Annotated in this window: 16 protein-coding genes and 1 pseudogene; 7 read left to right on the forward strand and 10 right to left on the reverse strand. The window is 62.4% G+C overall.

Going from position 1 to position 17,843, the window contains the following annotated elements:
• Positions 1–180 precede the first annotated feature (180 nt).
• The 6 genes from HX821_RS02030 (at position 181) to HX821_RS02055 (ending at position 5,442) form a co-directional block, all read left to right on the forward strand.
• Positions 181–1,212, forward strand: coding sequence for a LacI family DNA-binding transcriptional regulator (locus HX821_RS02030; protein WP_167665540.1), 1,032 nt, complete (start codon positions 181–183; stop codon positions 1,210–1,212).
• Positions 1,213–1,553: 341 nt separating this feature from the next.
• Positions 1,554–1,790: a DUF6124 family protein gene (locus HX821_RS02035; protein ID WP_003213089.1), complete on the forward strand. Its 237-nt coding sequence runs from the start codon at positions 1,554–1,556 to the stop codon at positions 1,788–1,790.
• A 199-nt stretch (positions 1,791–1,989) separates the two neighbouring features.
• Positions 1,990–2,622: a glutathione S-transferase family protein gene (locus tag HX821_RS02040; protein ID WP_177035211.1), complete on the forward strand. Its 633-nt coding sequence runs from the start codon at positions 1,990–1,992 to the stop codon at positions 2,620–2,622.
• Between the two features lie 16 nt (positions 2,623–2,638).
• Positions 2,639–3,376 (forward strand): NAD(P)-dependent oxidoreductase, encoded by a 738-nt coding sequence (locus tag HX821_RS02045; RefSeq protein WP_177035212.1) that lies wholly within the window; start codon positions 2,639–2,641, stop codon positions 3,374–3,376.
• Between the two features lie 11 nt (positions 3,377–3,387).
• Positions 3,388–4,797 (forward strand): MFS transporter, encoded by a 1,410-nt coding sequence (locus HX821_RS02050; RefSeq protein ID WP_177019375.1) that lies wholly within the window; start codon positions 3,388–3,390, stop codon positions 4,795–4,797.
• A gap of 135 nt (positions 4,798–4,932) precedes the next feature.
• Positions 4,933–5,442: a hypothetical protein gene (locus HX821_RS02055; protein ID WP_003213081.1), complete on the forward strand. Its 510-nt coding sequence runs from the start codon at positions 4,933–4,935 to the stop codon at positions 5,440–5,442.
• Between the two features lie 137 nt (positions 5,443–5,579).
• Here HX821_RS02055 and HX821_RS31955 read toward each other — a convergent pair whose 3' ends face one another.
• From HX821_RS31955 to HX821_RS02065, 3 genes and pseudogenes are all read right to left on the reverse strand, one after another.
• Positions 5,580–6,152, reverse strand: coding sequence for a methyl-accepting chemotaxis protein (locus tag HX821_RS31955; protein ID WP_371132976.1), 573 nt, complete (start codon positions 6,150–6,152; stop codon positions 5,580–5,582).
• 18 nt (positions 6,153–6,170) lie between these two features.
• Positions 6,171–6,899 (reverse strand): annotated as a pseudogene (locus HX821_RS31960) (PAS domain-containing protein); the annotation flags it as partial.
• 167 nt (positions 6,900–7,066) lie between these two features.
• Positions 7,067–7,936 carry a LysR family transcriptional regulator gene (locus HX821_RS02065; protein ID WP_008431612.1) on the reverse strand — a complete coding sequence of 290 codons (870 nt, stop codon included), beginning with the start codon at positions 7,934–7,936 and terminating at the stop codon, positions 7,067–7,069.
• Between the two features lie 98 nt (positions 7,937–8,034).
• Between HX821_RS02065 and gstA the strand changes: the two genes are divergently transcribed.
• Entirely contained in the window at positions 8,035–8,637 is a 603-nt protein-coding gene (gene gstA, locus HX821_RS02070; protein WP_003213075.1) for a glutathione transferase GstA, read from the forward strand.
• A 106-nt stretch (positions 8,638–8,743) separates the two neighbouring features.
• Here the strand turns inward: gstA and HX821_RS02075 are convergent, their stop codons facing one another.
• The 7 genes from HX821_RS02075 to HX821_RS02105 all read right to left on the reverse strand — a co-directional run bounded on the left by HX821_RS02075 (position 8,744) and on the right by HX821_RS02105 (position 17,818).
• The gene (locus HX821_RS02075; RefSeq protein WP_177035213.1) at positions 8,744–10,138 is read right to left on the reverse strand and encodes an aromatic amino acid lyase; all 1,395 of its coding nucleotides are present in this window, start codon (positions 10,136–10,138) and stop codon (positions 8,744–8,746) included.
• Positions 10,135–11,139: an ornithine cyclodeaminase family protein gene (locus HX821_RS02080; RefSeq protein WP_177035214.1), complete on the reverse strand. Its 1,005-nt coding sequence runs from the start codon at positions 11,137–11,139 to the stop codon at positions 10,135–10,137. The genes HX821_RS02075 and HX821_RS02080 overlap by 4 nt, the downstream gene beginning before the upstream one ends.
• A gap of 344 nt (positions 11,140–11,483) precedes the next feature.
• Positions 11,484–12,410 (reverse strand): aliphatic sulfonate ABC transporter substrate-binding protein, encoded by a 927-nt coding sequence (locus HX821_RS02085; protein WP_087693173.1) that lies wholly within the window; start codon positions 12,408–12,410, stop codon positions 11,484–11,486.
• Positions 12,410–13,423 carry an ABC transporter substrate-binding protein gene (locus HX821_RS02090; RefSeq protein ID WP_003213067.1) on the reverse strand — a complete coding sequence of 338 codons (1,014 nt, stop codon included), beginning with the start codon at positions 13,421–13,423 and terminating at the stop codon, positions 12,410–12,412. The genes HX821_RS02085 and HX821_RS02090 overlap by 1 nt, the downstream gene beginning before the upstream one ends.
• 60 nt (positions 13,424–13,483) lie before the next feature.
• Positions 13,484–16,123, reverse strand: coding sequence for a TonB-dependent receptor (locus HX821_RS02095; protein WP_177008467.1), 2,640 nt, complete (start codon positions 16,121–16,123; stop codon positions 13,484–13,486).
• A gap of 253 nt (positions 16,124–16,376) precedes the next feature.
• On the reverse strand, positions 16,377–17,312 hold the full coding sequence (locus HX821_RS02100; RefSeq protein WP_177035215.1) for a FecR domain-containing protein: 936 nt from the start codon (positions 17,310–17,312) through the stop codon (positions 16,377–16,379).
• Complete coding sequence (locus HX821_RS02105; protein WP_003213062.1) at positions 17,309–17,818, reverse strand: sigma-70 family RNA polymerase sigma factor; 510 nt, start codon at positions 17,816–17,818, stop codon at positions 17,309–17,311. Before HX821_RS02105 ends, HX821_RS02100 begins: the two co-directional genes overlap by 4 nt.
• Positions 17,819–17,843 lie beyond the last annotated feature (25 nt).

Genomic DNA, 17,843 nt, shown 5'->3' on the forward strand with positions numbered 1-17,843 from the left:
TGCACGCTGTAAGGCTAGTGCAAAAACAGGCTTTTCCCGCGCCGTCTTGTCATTTTTATGGAGTGACGCGTGCATCTGCTCCAAAGGTTTGAACGGGAACAGGCATCCCGACGTTCAAGAATTTGCAGGGTCTTGGAGACAGCGCTACCTTAGTGCCTCGATTTTTGTTTGGCAAGCCGCCTGATGACTCCCAAGAACGATAAAAATACCCGCACCACGGGCCGCCCTACCCTCAATGAAGTGGCCCGCCTGGCTGGCGTGAGCCCGATTACCGCCTCCCGGGCCTTGCGCGGCATCAGCACCGTGGCCACCGAACTGGTGGAAAAAGTACAAAAAGCCGCTGCCGAACTGAGCTACGTGGTCAACCCGGCCGCCCGTGCCCTGGCATCTGCCCAGAGCCAGTCGGTGGTGGTGTTGGTGCCGTCGCTGTCCAACCTGCTGTTTATCGAAACCCTGGAAGCCATCCACCAGGTGCTGCGGCCCAAGGGCTTTGAAGTGCTGATCGGCAACACCCACTATTCCCGCGACGAAGAAGAAGACCTGCTGCGCAACTACATGGCCTACCAGCCACGGGGGTTGCTGCTGACCGGGTTTGACCGTACGGAAAGCGCCCGGCGCATGGTGGAATCGAGCAATGTGCCGTGTGTGTACATGATGGACCTGGACCCGGGCGCCGGACTGAACTGCGTAGGATTTTCGCAATTGAACGCCGGGGAAACAGCGGCGGCGCATTTGATCTCACGGGGGCGCAAGCGGTTGGCCTACATTGGCGCGCAATTGGACCAGCGGACTTTGCTGCGCGGCGAAGGCTTTCGCCGGGCGTTGCAGCAGGCGGGGTTGTACGACCCGGCACTCGAAGTGCTGACGCCAAGGCCATCGTCGCTGGGCCTGGGTGGTGAATTGTTCCTGCAGTTGCTGGCCAGCCATCCGGATGTGGACGCGATCTTCTTTGGCAACGACGACCTGGCTCAAGGTGCGCTGCTGGAAGCGCTGCGCCATGGCATCAAGGTGCCGGAGCAGATCTCGGTGCTGGGCTTCAACGACCTGCCGTCTTCCTCGTTCATGGTGCCGCGTTTGAGCAGCATCAGCACCCCGCGTGAAGCCATTGGCCGGCGGGCAGCCGAGCATTTGTTGACGGTGATGGCCGGCAACAAGATCGCCCGGCCGGTGGTGGACATGGGGTTTGAGTTGAAGGTGCGCGAGAGTACCTAGGCGGTAGCTGTAGGAAGTGGCTGGTGTTGATGGCAGCGCCTTGCTCCGTTACCTACAGGTACGTCAGAATCCGCCGGCTTGTGCGCCTGGGTAGGGCTCTCTAAGGTTGCCCGGTCGCTGAATTTCTCAGTGATCGGGTTTAGTAGCCCGAGCAACCCCTCACAAATGTGCATGAGCTTCATCTATCGGACTTACCTGTCTGTGCTTGATGGTGGCTGTGCGCAGGGCGCCCTCGTGGCGCGCCGGGTTTTGTGAGGGTCTACCGGTCTACTAACCTGCGTGCAGCCGCCACCCTTTCGTTTAGTAGCGATCAGGTGGTGGCCCAGTTAGAGAACTCACCTATGTTCAAAGCAACTCCAAATCCTCCCGCCTTATTCACCGTCAGCCCCGACGCCAGCAGCGAAAGCCTGATCGCCAACAGCTACGAGACGTTTTCCTCGGTCAGCACGTTATTGCTCGACCTGTCTGATGAACTCACCGGCAAAGACCGCGACACCGCATTGGCGATTCACCAGTTGAGTGAGTTGGGCGTATTGCTGATGGGCAAGCTGATGGACCAGGAATCACCACTGATCTAACAGACCGCACGCGGTCAAACTGTGGGAGCGGGCTTGCTCGCGAATGCGGTGTGTCAGCCGAGCTTTCCATCACTGATACACCGCATTCGCGAGCAAGCCCGCTCCCACATTTTTGATCCTGCCCACTTAACAACCTCGCCGTGCCTTCTGGCCCCTGCTAAATTGCCCCCTGCCTTCTCACCCTCGTCAGGAAAGCACCATGGGCCATTCGCTGAAAATCCTCGGTCGCACTTCTTCCATCAACGTGCGAAAAGTCCTGTGGACCTGCCAGGAACTGGATATCCCCTACGATCGCGAAGACTGGGGCATCGGCTTCGCCTCCACCCAGTCCCCCGAATTCCTGGCCCTGAACCCCAACGCCCAAGTCCCGGTGATCATCGACGACAACGGCGTGCTGTGGGAATCCAACACCATCTGCCGCTACCTCGTGAGCCTGCACCAACGCCACGACCTGCTGCCCACCGAGCCGGTCGCCCGTGCGAAGGTCGAGCAATGGATGGACTGGCAAGCCACCGAACTCAACCCGTCGTGGGGCTACGCCTTCCACGCTCTGGTACGCAAGAACCCGGACTACCAGGACCCGCAACGCATCAAAGCCGGGGTAAAAAGCTGGAACGACAAGATGGGCCTGCTTGAAGAGCAACTGATCAAAACCGGCGCCTACGTCGCCGGTAACGACTTCACACTCGCCGACATCCTCATCGGCCTGTCGGTGCACCGCTGGTGGATGACGCCCATGGAGCATCCGTCCTACCCGGCGGTCAGCGCCTACTACGAAACCCTCAGCCAACGCCCCGGCTTCAAAACCTTCGCCCTCGACGGCCACAACTAAAAACAAGGACTACCCAATGAACGGACTCAACGTACTACTCACCGGCGCCTGTGGCCGCATCGGCAAGACGTTTTTCGAAGCCTCGAAAGACCGCTACCGCTTCACCCTCACCGACCGCATCGAGCCGGATTTCGCCCTCGGCGAGCACCGTTTCATCCACGCCGACCTGAGCGACAAAACCGCCCTCGCCGCCCTGCTCGACGGGATTGACGTGATCGTGCACCTGTCGGGCATCCCCCACGCCAGCGCGACCTTCGACGAGTTGTTGCCCAACAATATCCTGGCCACCACCTACCTGTTCGAAGCTGCCGTGGCCGCAGGTGTGAAGCGCCTGGTATTCGCCAGCAGCGCCCAGACCATCGAAGGCTACCCGGTAGACCGGCAGATCACGCCGGGCATGCTTGTATTGCCCGCCAACCTGTACGGCGTGAGCAAATGCTACGGCGAAGCCCTGTGCGGTTTTTACGCGGCCAAAACCCCGCTCTCCACCATCGCCCTGCGCATCGGTGCGTTTGAATTCCCCGAAACCCACGACCTGAACAACGCCCGCGATCTCAGCGCCTGGCTCAGCCCCCGCGACGCCGTGCAACTGCTGCAACGCTCGGTGGAAACCATCGGGGTGAAACACCTGATCGCCCATGGCATTTCCAATAACCGTTTCAAACGCCTGGACCTCAGCGAAACAACCCGTGTGCTGGGTTACCAACCGGTGGATGATGCGTTCCAGGAATTCGAGATCCCGATCACTTATTGAGTCTTCTGCCCATGTCTTCACCCTCTCTTGCAGACGGTATCGACCCGATCCGCGCCGCGCACATCAGCGCGCGCATTGATCGGTTGCCCGCCGTCGCCACTGTCTGGCGCCTGGTGGCGCTGCTGTCGATTGGCGGCTTTTTCGAGCTGTATGACTTGTTCCAGACTGCCTATATCAGCCCCGGCCTGATCAGTGACGGAATTTTCCACACCGGCAGCCAGGGCGTATTCGGCTTCTCCGACCAGGCGGCCTTTGCCTCGGCGACCTTTCTCGGCCTGTTCCTCGGCGCCAGCCTGCTCAGCCCGATTGCCGACCGCTACGGGCGCCGGGCGATCTTCACCTTTGCGTTGATCTGGTACACCGTCGCCACCGTGTTGATGGGTATCCAGACCTCCGCCCTGGGCATCATCTGCATGCGTTTCCTGGTGGGCATCGGCCTGGGCATCGAACTGGTGACCATCGACGCCTACCTCTCGGAACTGGTGCCCAAGCGCATGCGCAGCTCGGCGTTTGCCTTTGCGTTTTTCATCCAGTTCCTGTCGGTGCCGGCGGTGGCGTTGATGTCGTGGTGGCTGGTACCCCAGGCACCGTTCGGGATTTCCGGCTGGCGCTGGGTAGTGGTGAGCAGTGCGGTATTTGCGCTGTTTATCTGGCAACTGCGCAAGCGCCTGCCGGAATCGCCGCGCTGGCTCGCACAAAAAGGCCGTTTCGAGGAAGCCGGGCAGATCATGGACAGCCTCGAAGCGCGCTGCCGGAAAGACCACGGCAAGCCACTCGATGAGCCGGAACCGCAAGCCGTCAGCGTGCAGGGCCAAGGGCGCTTCGCCGATATCTGGCAACCGCCGTACCGGCGCCGGGCGTTGATGCTGATTGTGTTTCATGTGTTCCAGGCCATCGGCTTTTTTGGCTTCGGCAACTGGCTGCCGGCGCTGCTCTCGGGCCAGGGCGTGAGCGTCACTCACAGCCTGGGCTATGCCTTCATCATCACCCTCGCCTACCCGCTGGGGCCGCTGCTGTTTGTGAAGGTGGCGAACCGGTTTGAGAACAAATGGCAGATTGTCGGCTCGGCGCTCGGCGCGGTGATCTTCGGCAGTTTGTTCGCGCTGCAAACCACCGCCGTGGGCCTGGTGATCTGCGGGGTGATGATCACCTTCTGCAACGCCTGGCTGAGTTTCAGTTATCACTCCTACCAGAGCGAACTGTTCCCCACCAACATCCGCGCCCGGGCGGTGGGTTTCTGCTATTCGTTCAGCCGGTTGTCGACGGTGTTCAGCAGCCTGTTGATCGGCGTGATCCTCGAACACCTCGGCACTCCCGGCGTGTTGGCGTTTATCGCCAGCAGCATGTTGATCGTGATGATCACCATCAGTTGGTTCGGCCCGCGCACCCGCAACCTGGCGCTGGAGAACATTGCCCACTAGCGGCAAACAATGGCCGGCGGCACGCCAACGCTTGCCGACGGTAGCGGCCAAAAGCCCCGTAAACACGGGGCCATACCACTGGGCACGCTAATTGCTCCACCTGTGGCACCGCCCACATCCACAGGTGTCCTGATCATGCTGATCAACAACAACCCCCAGGCTCAGTCGACGATCCAACGCATCAAGCGCGCAGACATGGACCCGGCCAACGCCGCGGCCAGCGCGCTGTACAGCGGTGCTGCGCAAAACGTGCAACAGGGCACTACGACTGTATCGACCACACAGGCAGCGGCCGACGCCACTGCCGACAACATCAATGCCGCCTTCGCCAAGACCCGTGTGCAGTTGCAAGCCACCACCGCAACCGCCTCGACCACCGATACGGCCAAGACCGACTCCACCACGTCCGCCCGCAGTGACTTCACCGACTACATGAAAAAAAGCCCGGCCGAGCGCATCCGCGAGCAACTGCTCAAGGAACAGGGTTTGACCGAGGATGATGTGAAGAACATGCCTCAGGACAAGCAGGATGCTATTTCCAAAGAAGTGGCAGAACGCCTGAAGGAGCAGCAGGCGCAGCAGGTAGCGGCGAAGACCGCTGACCCGCAGGCGCAGACGGTGAAAGAAACCCTGGCTGCGATCTAAGCCACACCACAAACCAAATGTGGGAGCGGGCTTGCTCGCGAATGCGGTGTGTCAGTCAATCCATGTGCTGACTGACACACCGCATTCGCGAGCAAGCCCGCTCCCACACAAGCTCATTCCACATTTGATCTGCGGTGTTACTGCAATTGCAGTGTCGAGTTGAACTGACTGATCGCATCCACCACATGCCGTGACCCTTCCTGAATCTCCAGGATCACCTGCCCCGCCTCATTCGCCAGCTCCACCCCAAGCCCCGTGCGGCTCAGGCTCGACTGCATGCTCGACACCGCGCTGATCGACAGGTCGTGGTTCTTGCGCACCACATCCACAATCTCGATCGTCGCCTGGCTGGTTCGCGCCGCAAGGCTGCGCACCTCATCCGCCACCACCGCAAACCCGCGCCCATGCTCGCCCGCCCGGGCCGCTTCGATCGCCGCATTCAGCGCCAGCAGGTTGGTCTGGTCGGCGATGCCGCGGATGGTCTGGACGATGGTGCCGATGATGTCCGACTGCTTGCTCACTGCGTCGATGCTCACGGCCGCTTCGTTAAGGTCACGGGAAATTTCTTCGATGATCTGCACGGTCTGCTGCACCACTTCCGAACCCTTGCGGGCGCAGGCGTCGTTTTGCACCGAGGTGGCGTGAGCCGAGTCGGCAGCCGTGCGCAAGGTGGTGACCTGGTCGGTGATGTCGCTGGCGAACTTCACCACTTTGTACAGGCGCCCGTTGGCATCGAAGATCGGGTTGTAGGAGGCTTCCAGGAACAGCGTTTGGCCGAATTTATCTTTGCGCTCAAAGCGGTGGGAGTGATATTCGCCGCGGTTGAGCGAGGCCCAGAATGCCTTGTAGGCCGGCGAATCGGTCTCACCGCGATGACAAAACAGACTGTGGTGCTGGCCGACGATTTCACTGAGGGAATACTTCACCGTCTTCAGGAAGTTGTCGTTGGCATTCAGGATCTGGCCTTGCGGGGTGAATTCAATGACCGCCATGGAGCGGCCGATGGCGTCGATCAGGCTCTGGTTTTCATGCTCGCGGTGAATCCGCGCCGAGATGTCCGAGGCCACCTTGATCACGCTTTGCACCTGGTTGTCGGCACCGATTACCGGCATGTAACTGGCCTCCAGCCACACTTCCTGACCATGCTTGTTCAACCGCATGAAGGTGCCACTGAGGGGCTCGCCCCGCGCCAGGTCGCGCCAGAGCTTGGCGTAGGCGTCGGTGTGGGTGTAGGCCTCTTCGCAGAAAATCCGGTGATGCTTGCCGCGAATTTCTTCGGCGCGGTAGCCCATGGTCTTGCAGAAATTTTCATTGGCATCCAGCACGATGCCGTCGCGATCAAACTCGATCATTGCCATGGAACGGCTGATGGCGGCCAATTTGGCTTTGGCTTCGGTAAGGGCACAGGAGAAACGTTCGATTTCCAGCAGGTCGGATTTGTGTTGGCGGTTGAACATGTCAGATCACCCTTTATTTTCCCGACGCCCACGCGGGCGCATTCCATTCACGGTTTGAATCTTGATCGAAGACCTTTATGGGGAAACCTATCCGAAACGCTTTATATGCCGAGCGTCATCAACGGTTCTGGGTGAGCATAGACAGGCGTTGGCGCTATGCAAGGCCACTAGTCAGCCAGCATTTGCAACAAAGCATTAACCACTGCGGAGGGCGGTTGGTGGCGTGATGTCACCAACGCAAACTCGCGATGCACCGGCTCCGCCAGGGGCATGATGCGCAAGCCTTGGCGCTGGGCCGGCAGGGTCATCTCGGGCACCAGCGTCACTCCCACGCCTTCACGCACCAGGCTAAAAGCGCTGTTCCATTCGCGCACTTCCACCCGCACCTCGCGCAGCACCAGGCCGGCTTCCTGGGCCAGGCTGCGGGCGTTGACGGTGCAGCCGCCGGTGGCAAGCACGAACGGTTGCTCCACCAACTCTTCCAGCGTGACCGTTGCCTGCGCCGGGCGCCGGGAAAACCCGTGGGCCATCGGCAGCACCGCCACCCAGTTATCGCGCCCCAGCACGGCGGCATTGCGCTCGGACGGCGGGTTGAGCACCACGCCCAGGTCGATCAGATTCGCGTCGAGCAAGGTGTTCACTTCATCGTCGGTCACTTCCAGGGCGGTGACCTCGATGCCGGGATAAAGCTGGTTGAACCGACGCAGCAGCGGCGGCAGGAACACCGCCAGCACCATGGGGAAACTCGCGATGCGAATCGTCCCACGCAGCATCGGCCGCGCTTCGTCCACGGTGGTGCGAATCGCCTGCAAGGCCCCGAGCATCACCCGCGCCTGCTCGATCACTTGCAGGCCCAGGGCGGTAGGCACGGTCTGACGCGCCTCACGCACAAACAACTGCGCACCGAGGTTGGCCTCCATGGCCGCCATCGCCTGGCTGGCGGCGGACTGAGTCATGCCCACTCGTTCGGAGGCGGCAGTGATGCTGCCGTTGTCCGCCACGGCCACCAGCAGGCGCCAGTGCATCAGGTTCATCATGGCAGTAGCTGTCCTTATGGCAGGATTCTGAAAGATTAATTTTACCCAAGGTGCCATGCCCACGAGACTGAAGGCAACTGTCCTGCGGAGTTGCCCCGATGAAGCTGTATTTTTCCCCGAATGCCTGTTCCCTCGCCTCCCATATCGCGCTGCGGGAATTGGCCCTGCCGTTTGAATTGATTCGCGTCGACAACCAGAAAAAGCTCACGGCTGACGGTGATGATTTCCTGCAGATCAACCCCAAGGGCTATGTGGCCGCACTGCAACTGGACAATGGCGAGGTACTGACCGAAGGCGCCGCCATCCTGCAATACCTGGCCGACCGTGTACCCGCAGCGGGCCTGGCGCCGGCCAATGGCAGCTGGGAGCGGGTGCGTTTGCAGGAGTGGCTGAACTATGTCTCCAGCGAGATTCATGGCGGACTGGGAGTGTTGTTCAAGGACGCGATTCCCGATGAGGTGAAGGCGCTGTTCAAGGCCACGCTGTTCAAGCGCTTTGCGATTCTGGTGCAGACCCTGGAGCGCCAGGATTACCTGCTGGGCGCGCAGTACTCGGTGGCGGATGCGTACCTGTTTGTGGTGCTGCGCTGGGCGGGGTTGTTTGATATCGACTTGCAGCAGTGGCCGGCGTTGGCGAAGTTTCAGCAGCGGGTCGGTGAGCGGCCGGCGGTGATTGCCGCCCTGGCCGCTGAAAATCCATGACCTGAAATGCGATCAACCTGTAGGAGCTGGCTTGCCTGCGATAGCGATGGTGAATCCAACACCGCTATCGCAGGCAATCCAGCTACCACAGTTGGTCTTCATAGTTTTAGAGAATGGGTTTCAAACCATCGTTTTCGATGAATGCGCTTAACGCCAACACATCCACCGACCCCGAACGGTCCTGATCCAGGTGCGCCACCTGGCGACGCACCGCCTGATGAATACGCCGGGTGCCCTGCCCCAGTTGAACCGTGCCGCGCAGGTCTACCGCCTGCGCCGCCACGATCAACTCAATGCTGCCCAGCCACACCACGCGCTGCACCAGTTGCCGGGTTTTCTCGACCACCGCCAGCGCCTGCCCCGCATAATCTTCCACGCGATCCGCCACCGGCACGCTCACCGCCGGGATCGGATTGGCCAAGTGCCCGATCTCCGCCACCAACGCCGAACCGGTGCGCTGCAAGGCGGCCATGCCCACGTGCCCGGGCTGGTTGATCAGAAAGCGCGGCAGTTCACTGGAAGCCGGCGACAGCAACTTGGCAATCCGCTCGGCGCTGCACACCGCCACGCGGCTCAACGCCAGGCCCAAGCCTTCGGCCGCCAGCGCGAGATGGGTGCTGTCGAAATTGGCCGTGGCCAGCACCAACACGTCTTCGCTGATCAACGCCGGATTGTCCGCGCCGCTGGCCAGTTCCAGTTCGATCAACTCGCGTAACGCCTGCACTGCCTGTTGTGCCGCGCCTTGAACCACCGTGGCACAGCGAAAGCTCAGCGGGTCCTGTAGCCGACGCGGGTTATCGGCCAATTCGCCGCCCGCCAGCAATTCCAGCAACGTCGCTGATTGCCCGCTTTGCCCCGGCGCCGGGCGCAACCGCGAAGCCCAAGGCTGGAACGGACTGAGGTTGGCCCGATAGCCTTCACACGACAACGCCAGCCCCGCCAACACGGCCTGCAATGCCTGTTCGGCCTCGGCCACCAGCAACGCGCCAAGGCCGATGCTCGCGGAGTTGGCCGACACCAGCGCCAGGCCATCCTTGCCCGTCAATGGCACGTTCAGCGCCAGACTCAAATGCGCCAACGGCGCCAGGTCGCTCTCACCCAGCGAGCCGAGCAACGGCACCGCGGGCTCCATGCCGCAGTTGAGTAACGCCAACAGCGCCTGCGCTGCACCCGGCGAAATACCCGAACGCCCCTGGGCCAACCCGGCCAAGCGGGCTGCGGTGATCGCGCGTAATTCCTCACGCGTGGCCAGGCGGCCAACGCCCACCGCACGCCCCAAAGGAATGTTTGCCTGTTCCGGCGCGACCTGCGTATCCACCGCCGCACCGAGGCCGGTGGTCACCCCGTAAATCGGCGTGCCTTCAGCCACCAGGCGCAGCAACAGTCGATGCCCTTCGTCGATACGTTGGCGCGCCGCATCGCTGAAGTCAGCCGGTGCGTCTTGGCGGGCAATCGACAGCAAATGCTCAATCGTCAAACCGGCGGGATCGAAGTGAATCATGCCCAGCGCAACCGCTGGCCGATCCCCAGGCGTCTGGATTTTTCCAGCAGTGCGTGGCCCAGGGCGATATCGCTGAGGCTCAAGCCACGGTGCCAGAACAGGATGGTTTCCTCGGGGGTTTCCCGGCCGGTCTTCAAGCCGGCCACGATCTGCCCCAACTCGCCATGCAAGGTCTCGGCGCTGAGTTTTCCGGCGTCGACATGGGCGCGCAATGCGCCGAACATCCCGCCCTTGCACTGGCCCCAATCGTCCACCACCAGCTTGTGCATGATGTCGGTCAACGACAGTTCCACCGCGCTCATGGTGCCGTAGGGCACGACGAAGGCACCGGGCTTGATCCACTCGGTGTGCAGCAACGGTTGCGGCTGATCCAGGCGTGAAGCTTCCACCACGATGTCGGCGCCGCACACCGTGGACTCCCAATCGTCGGTGACAATCACCGGCTTGCCGAGGTCTCGGCGCAGGCGTTCGGCGAAGGCTTCGCGGCTTTCACTGCGGCGCGAGTGCACGCGGATTTCGTCGAAGTCGAACAGGTGGTCCAGCAGCCGCACGTTCCAATACGCCGTGCCACGGGCACCGATGTGCGCGAGGACTTTACTGTCGGGACGGGCCAGGTATTTGGCACCGATGGCGGTGACGGCGCCGGTGCGCATGTCGGTGATCGCCGAGGCGTCCAGGATGGCCTTGGGGATGCCGGTGGCCGGGTCCAGCAGGTTGAGAATCGCCAGTTCCGAGGGCAGGCCCTTGCGGTAGTTGTCGACAAAGTCGCCCACCACCTTGACCCCGGCGTAGCCGATTGCGCCGCCCAATACACCGCGCAGCACGTTGAAGTGGCCGTTGATTTCACCGCCGGGAATCAGGTGCATGCGCGGCTCGATCACCGCCTCGCTGCGGCCCTGGATCGCCAGGCTGGATTCGATGGCGTTGAGGATTTCATCGTTGGTCAGGGCCAGTTCGTCGATGTCCAGGCCGTTGAGGAAGTCGATGTAGATCGGTTGCATGGTCTGCTCACTGATGGGTTGCGAAGGTCGATGCTGAAGATGCTTTTATGGGGTGAGGGAGATTGCTGTGGTGAGGAGCTTGCTGTGGTGAGGAGCCTGTCGTGGTGAGGAGCTTGCTGTGGTGAGGAGCCTGTCGTGGTGAGGAGCTTGCTGTGGCGAGGGAGCTTGCTCCCGCTGGAGTGCGCAGCGCTCCCGCTTTTTTTGGGGCCGCTACGCAGCCCAGCGGGAGCAAGCTCCCTCGCCACAGCAAGCTCCCTCGCCACAACAGCTCTTTCCCTAAAGCAAGCTCCCCTGCCACAGCAAGCTCCCTCCCTACAGCAAGCTCCCTCTCCACAGGGATCAAGTTATGGAGCCTTGAACACAACCTGCTGCACATCGACCTTTTTCGGGATCAGGCCGTTGGCAAAAAACGCGTCGGCCGTACGTTGCTGGTTGGCGATATCCACCGCTTCCAATGGCCGGCTCGGCGTCGGCGAGCGGTGCTGGAAGTAACTCTCCACCACCGCCGGCTGCAAGCCCAATGTCTTGGCCATCAGCGCGACGCTTTCGTCATGCTGGTCCAGCGACAACCGCTGCGCCTGGGCAAACACCTTGAGAATCGCCGCAATCGCCTGCGGGTGCTGCTTGGCAAACGGCCCGCTGGCGATGAAGAAACTGCCCGCCGGGTTCAGCCCCTGGCCATCCCCCAGCACCTTCGCCGAACCGTCCACCACGGCCGCCGAGTAGTACGGGTCCCACACCACCCAGGCGTCGACCTTGCCTTGTTCAAACGCGGCACGGCCGTCGGAGGGCGACAGGTACACTACGTTCACGTCCTTCCACTGCAAGCCGGCACGCAGCAAACTTTTGAGGAACAGGTTGTGGGCGCTGGAACCCTTGAGCAACGCCACGCGCTTGCCCTTGAGTTCGGCCACGCTTTGCACGGTGCTGTCCTTGGGCAGCAGGATGGCTTCGGTGCGCCCGTCATTGGGCTCGACGCCGATGTAGCGAATGTCGATGCCGGCAGCCTGGGCGAAGATCGGCGGGATGTCGCCGATATTGCCGATGTCGATGCTGCCGCCATTTAGGGCTTCGATCAGCGGCGGGCCGCCGAGGAATTCGATCCACTCGACCTTGGTGCCCGGCAACCCTTGCTCGAACAGGTGATGCTCACGGGCGAGCACCATGCTCACCGAGCTTTTCTGGTAGCCGACGCGCAGGGTGGCCGGTTCTGCCGCCAGCAGCGGCCCGGCGCACAGTGCCAGCAGTGTGGCTGCGATGAACTTGCGCATCAGAGACTCTCCTTGACCTTGGCCGCGACGTCCGCCGGCACCCACTGCTGCCAGACCTGCGGCTGTTCTTTCAGGAACGCTTCGGCCACCTGGCGCGGCGCGGTACGTTTCTCGGCCATTTGCGCGAGGATGCCGTTGAGCAGGTCAATCGGCAGGTCGACTTTTTCAAAGAACGTCACCAGTTGCGGGTACTGCGCCTTGAACGGCGCCGACACGCCAATCGCCAGGTGCGCTGGCATCGAACGAGTACCGATGGGGTGCGGGTTGTTGGCGTCGGCCAGGGTCTTCCAGGCTTCGGCGTTGAACGGTGGTTCTTCCAGTTTGATCAACTTGAAGCGCCCCAGCAGTGGCGTCGGCGACCAGTAGTAGAACAGCACCGGCTTGCCGCGACGGATCGAGGATGCAACCTCGGCATCCAGCGCCGCGCCGGAGCCGGTACGGAAGTTGACGTAGCTGTCGGTCAGGCCATAGGCCTTGAGTTTCTGGCTGTTGACGATCTCCGAGGTCCAGCCGGTGGGGCTGTTGAGGAAGCGCCCACGGGTCGGGTCTTCGGGGTCGCGGAACACGTCTTTGTAGCGGGCCAGGTCGGCGACGGATTTAAGCTCCGGGGCCAGGGGTTTGATGCCCCGTTCGGCGTCGCCCTTGATCACGTATTCCGGCACCCACCAGCCTTCGGTGGCGCCTTTGACGGTGTCGCCCAGGCCGAACACCTTGCCTTCGCTTTCGGCCTTGACCCACGCCGGACTGCGCCCGGCCCACTCTTCGCCGATCACCTGGATATCGTCCTTGGCCAGGGCGGCCTCCAGGCTCACGGTGCTGCCGGGCAAGGTGTCGGTGGGCAGGCCATAGCCTTTCTCGACGATCAGGCGCAGCACTTCGGTGATCAGGCTGCCGCTTTCCCAGGTGATGTCACCGAAGTGGATCGGTTTGGCAGGTTCGGCGGCCGTGGCTGATTGTGCCAGGACGGTGAGTGCCAATAGCGAGCCACCGAGCAGGTTCTTGATTGTTTTCATGTGTTACCTCGTGGTGATTCCATGAAGAGTGCTCCCTCGCCACAGGTTTTGCATCAGGGTTTAAAAGTCATAACTGAGCCGCGTGTAGTAAAACGCCCCTTCCGGCGCCGTCGGCGACAGGTAGCTGTATTGCTGGCCCGGGGTCTGGCGCAAACGGGTGTTGTAGTCGTCAGGCTTGCTGTCGAACAGGTTGTTGACGCCCACCGACACCCGCAGTTGTTTGGTGAAGGCGTAGTTCACGTCCAGGTCGGTGGTCCATTGCGCGCCGAAGGTCTGGTCGTACTGGGCGTTGGCTTCGCTGGAGGCATATTTGCGGTACTTGCCGTAACGGGTTTCGTTGAGGGCAATGGTCCATTGGTTGAGCTTGTGGACCGCGCCAAACACCAGCTTGTCTTCCGGGTAACCGTGCTCCAGGAAGCCACGGGATTCACGGGTCAGCACTTCGAAGCCGTTGGGGTTTTCGTGGACCTTTTCGATAGTGGTGCGGGCCTTGGTGTAGCCCGCCGACAGGTTCAGGTTGCCGAACTGCTCAAGGTCCAGGTTGTACTTGCCCACGATGTCGACGCCGCGGGTGCGGGTGTCGGCGGCGTTGGTCATGAACTGCGCCCAGGAGTACTGGCCGTAGCCGGCGTCCTTGAGGATCTGCTCGGCCAGCGGCCCGGAAATACCACCGCTGAACAGCAGGCGGTCACGAATCGAGATCTGGTAGGCGTCGATGGTCAGCGAGGCCTGGTCGGTTGGGCGCAGCACCAGGCCCAGGGAGAAGTTGGTGGACTTCTCGGGCTTCAGCGGCTGCGCACCGAGGGCACGGGCGGCCGGGTTGTCGGCCGGCAGCATGCGGGTCAGCACCGGGTTGCCGTTGGCGTCGAGGTTGGTGGTGGTGGTCCAGGAGGTGCCGATCTGGCCCAGGCTGGGCGCGTGGTAGGCATTGTTGACCGTGGCCCGCAGGCCGACTTTCGGGGTGAAGTCATAGCGCGCCGAGAGTTTGCCGGTGGTGGCTGAACCGAAGTCCGAGTAGTGCTCGGTACGCCCGGCAATGCCCACCTGGAGCTTGTCGGTGACCTGGTTTTCCAGGCCGAAATACACGCCGCCCACATCACGCTTGAAAGTGCCGGCGTCGTCCGGGGTCAGGCCCGAAGCCTGCACCGCGCCAACCTGCACGCCGTCGATGCCACCGTAGGAATAGGAATCGTAGTCGCCGGCCTCCAGCCGGTATTGCTCATGCCGGTAGGCAACGCCCGCCGACACGGTGAGTGGATGGCTCGACCAGTCGACGTTCAGATCCTTGGCGTAATCCAGGGTGATGTTGGTCTGGTCGTTGACCAGGGTGGCGACGTTGAACTTGGTCGGGCTGTTGATACCGTAGCTCGGGTTGACGGTGTTGAAAGCCAGTTCGTCGTGCTCGTCGCGGCCATAGGTGGCGCTCAAATCGAAGCGGCCGATGCTCTCGTCTTCATAGCGGGTGCCGACGGTGACGGCGCCGTCTTCATAGCGATAGCGGTATTTCGGGATGGTGCCGTTGGGGTAGATCCCGGCCACGTTGTTCGGGCTGCTGGCCAGCAGCGGCGGCGTGTTGTTTACCGAAGTGTCCTGGCCGAAGGTGGCGAAACTGTAGAGGCGCCATTGGTCGTTCAAGCCGATTTCGGCGTTGGCCGCCAGGTTGTATTTGTCGCGCCCGGCACCGCCCCAGCGCGGGTCTTGTACCTGGCCGTCGGCGACGTATTTGTCGCCGATGTCATCGGGTTTGTTGTTCAGGGTGTTGAAGCTCAGGGTCAGGAAACCATCCCCCGGCAAGCCGATGCCGTACCAGCCATCGGTGGTTTTGCTGAAGCCGTCGCCCTGGGCGTATTTGCCCAGTTGGGTGTTGATGCCGCCACCGCTGTCGCGCTCCTTGAGCACGATGTTGACCACCCCCGCCACCGCGTCCGAACCGTATTGCGCCGAGGCACCGTCGCGCAGCACTTCGACGTGGTCGATGGCGCTGATGGGGATCATGTCGAGGTCCACCGGCTGCGCGCCAATGAACGGCACGCCACCGGAAATGTTCACCACCGCCGAGGTGTGCCGGCGCTTGCCGTTGATCAGCACCAGGGTCTGGTCCGGGGACAAGCCGCGCAGGGAGGCGCCTTTCGGATCCTGGCCGCGGGTGGCGCTGTTGTTCTGCGGAAAGTTGAACGAGGGCAGCAGTTGGAACAGCGCCTGGTTAAGGCTGGTGGCGCCGGTTTGCTTGAGTTCTTCGGCGTTGATCACATCCACCGGGGCGCTGCTGGTGAGGGCCGTGGCGTCACTGCGACGGGTACCGATGGCGACCACACGGTCGAGGGTCGGCGCCTGGGCTTCGGCGGTTTGCGCCTTGATGCTGTTGCTGGCAGGCGCGACTTTGGCGCCTTCCTTGATGATGAATGCACCGTCCGGGCTGACCTGGACTTGCAGGCCGGTGCCCTTGAGCGCGGCGTCTACCGCCTGTTGCGCCGACAGCGAACCGTCGACCCGCGCCGAGGAATAATTGCCCAGCTGCGGCGTGAAGGAAATCACCTGGCCGCTCTGGCGGCTGATGTTCAGCAGCACTTCGTCCAGCGGGCCGGGCGCGATGTGGTAGACCTGGCGCGCCTCTTCGGCGCTGGCGGCGAAAGACAGGAACAGACTGGCCAACGGCACCAGGGCAAAGGTTCGAAGCGGTGTACGGTTGAATGGGCTCACGTTGGCTCCCCCCAAGGAAACTCCTGAGCGCTGCTCCCCGCAGCGCTTACGGGAGTGATGTGGGATGGCCGGGGGAAAACTTGCAGATCGTTTGGTTATGTCGTTAGAACCGACATTCGGAAACGACGCGGTCAACTGTGGGAGCTGTCGAGCTTTAGCGAGGCTGCGATGGTATCGCTGCGGTACATCTGAGAGGCCGAGGTGCTCGCATCGCAGGCAAGCCAGCTCCCACATTGACCGAGGTGAACCGTTTTCATGTGGCACTGACGGTCACCCACAACCCGGTCCGGCGGGTGATGTGGATCGGCAGGGTGCGTGCCAGGGTGTCGAGGATCTGGTCGGGATTGTCGAGGCGGTACAGGCCGCTGACCCGCAACCCTGCCACCGCCGGATCGAGGCGCAGCACACCGTTGTGATACGGGCGCAGTGCGTCGATCACTTCCACCAGCGGGCGGTCGCGCACTTGCAGGAAACCGTCGATCCACGCCGTCGCCCCCGAGGAACTGGCCAGCACCGGGCCGAAGCCGAAGCGGTCGTAAGTCACCTCGTGCCCGGCCTCCAGTTGCAGGCGTTCGCCGTTCTGGCCGTCGATCTCCAGGGCGCCGTTGAGCGCCACCACATGGCCCTGCCCTTCGCGCTCGCGCAGCAACAGGCGATTGCCCAAGGCATGCAGTCGAGCTTGATCGGTCTGGATGAAAAACGGTCGGTTGCTGTCCCTGGCAATCTTCACCAGCAACTCGCCATCGCGCAGGCGCACCACGCGGTGTTGTGGGTCGAACTGGATGTCGGCGGCACTGCGGGCGTTGAGCAGTAACTCGCTGCCATCCGCCAGCGCTACAGTGCGCCGTTCGCCGGTGCCGGTGCGGATATCGGCGGTCAAATCCTCCACCACCGGCCGGGCCAGCCAACCGGCGCCCAGCATCAGGCCAGCGCCCACCAGGGCGCCGCGCAACACCGTGCGGCGGCTGGATGGCGCGTCCAGTGCCTGCTGCAATACCTTGCCGCTGACGCCTTGGGCCTGCGGAATTTGAAACACACCGAGGCGGGTTTCCAGTTGTTGGCACAAGGCTTCGTGACGCGGGTCTGCGGCGCGCCACTGATGGTAACGCTGCCAGTCGGCGGCACTCGCCTCGCCGGAGCGCAGCAACACCACCCAGCGAGTGGCGCTGTCGATCAGGTCGTCGCTCATTCCAGGCACAGCCGCAGGCAGCGGTTGACGGCACGGGTCATGTAGTCGCTGACCGAGCGTTGGGAAATGCCCAGCTCGGCCGCGATTTCCGGGTAGGTCAGGCCATTGAGTTGCGACAGCAGAAAGGTCGCCTTGACCTTGGCCGGCAAGCCGTCGAGCAACTGGTCGATGGCCTGCAGGGCTTCGAGCATCTGCGCCAAATCCTCAGGGGATGGCGCGGGCGAGGTTTCGTCCTGGTCGAGGGCGTCGAGGTAGGCGCGCTCCAGGTCACGGCGACGCCACAGCTGGTACATCAGGCGTTGGGCAATGGTGGTGAGCAAGGCGCGTGGCTGGCGGATCGGCGCCACGCCCGGGGAACTCAGGAGCTGGACGAAGGTGTCGGCGGCGATGTCTTCGGCGTGGGCACGGGAATCGAGATGGCGGTGCAAACGGCCGCACAGCCAGTCGTAATGACTGCGGAACAATCCGCCCACGTAATCGCTGTGAGAAGTGTCGGCGCCGGACATAGTGGCTCCATCTGAGTAGGTTGCG

The sequence above is a fragment of the Pseudomonas sp. B6001 genome (genome assembly GCF_013386015.1).
Lineage (GTDB): Bacteria > Pseudomonadota > Gammaproteobacteria > Pseudomonadales > Pseudomonadaceae > Aquipseudomonas.

What these genes read in the sequence shown, in the direction of transcription:
- HX821_RS02090 (WP_003213067.1), bottom strand. Translation starts at nt 13,423, where the DNA reads ATGAAAACAATCAAGAACCTGCTCGGTGGCTCGCTATTGGCACTCACC.
- HX821_RS02065 (WP_008431612.1), bottom strand. Translation starts at nt 7,936, where the DNA reads ATGATGAACCTGATGCACTGGCGCCTGCTGGTGGCCGTGGCGGACAAC.
- HX821_RS02055 (WP_003213081.1), top strand. Translation starts at nt 4,933, where the DNA reads ATGCTGATCAACAACAACCCCCAGGCTCAGTCGACGATCCAACGCATC.
- HX821_RS02100 (WP_177035215.1), bottom strand. Translation starts at nt 17,312, where the DNA reads ATGAGCGACGACCTGATCGACAGCGCCACTCGCTGGGTGGTGTTGCTG.
- gstA (WP_003213075.1), top strand. Translation starts at nt 8,035, where the DNA reads ATGAAGCTGTATTTTTCCCCGAATGCCTGTTCCCTCGCCTCCCATATC.
- HX821_RS02085 (WP_087693173.1), bottom strand. Translation starts at nt 12,410, where the DNA reads ATGCGCAAGTTCATCGCAGCCACACTGCTGGCACTGTGCGCCGGGCCG.
- HX821_RS02075 (WP_177035213.1), bottom strand. Translation starts at nt 10,138, where the DNA reads ATGATTCACTTCGATCCCGCCGGTTTGACGATTGAGCATTTGCTGTCG.
- HX821_RS02050 (WP_177019375.1), top strand. Translation starts at nt 3,388, where the DNA reads ATGTCTTCACCCTCTCTTGCAGACGGTATCGACCCGATCCGCGCCGCG.
- HX821_RS02105 (WP_003213062.1), bottom strand. Translation starts at nt 17,818, where the DNA reads ATGTCCGGCGCCGACACTTCTCACAGCGATTACGTGGGCGGATTGTTC.
- HX821_RS02080 (WP_177035214.1), bottom strand. Translation starts at nt 11,139, where the DNA reads ATGCAACCGATCTACATCGACTTCCTCAACGGCCTGGACATCGACGAA.
- HX821_RS02035 (WP_003213089.1), top strand. Translation starts at nt 1,554, where the DNA reads ATGTTCAAAGCAACTCCAAATCCTCCCGCCTTATTCACCGTCAGCCCC.
- HX821_RS02045 (WP_177035212.1), top strand. Translation starts at nt 2,639, where the DNA reads ATGAACGGACTCAACGTACTACTCACCGGCGCCTGTGGCCGCATCGGC.
- HX821_RS02040 (WP_177035211.1), top strand. Translation starts at nt 1,990, where the DNA reads ATGGGCCATTCGCTGAAAATCCTCGGTCGCACTTCTTCCATCAACGTG.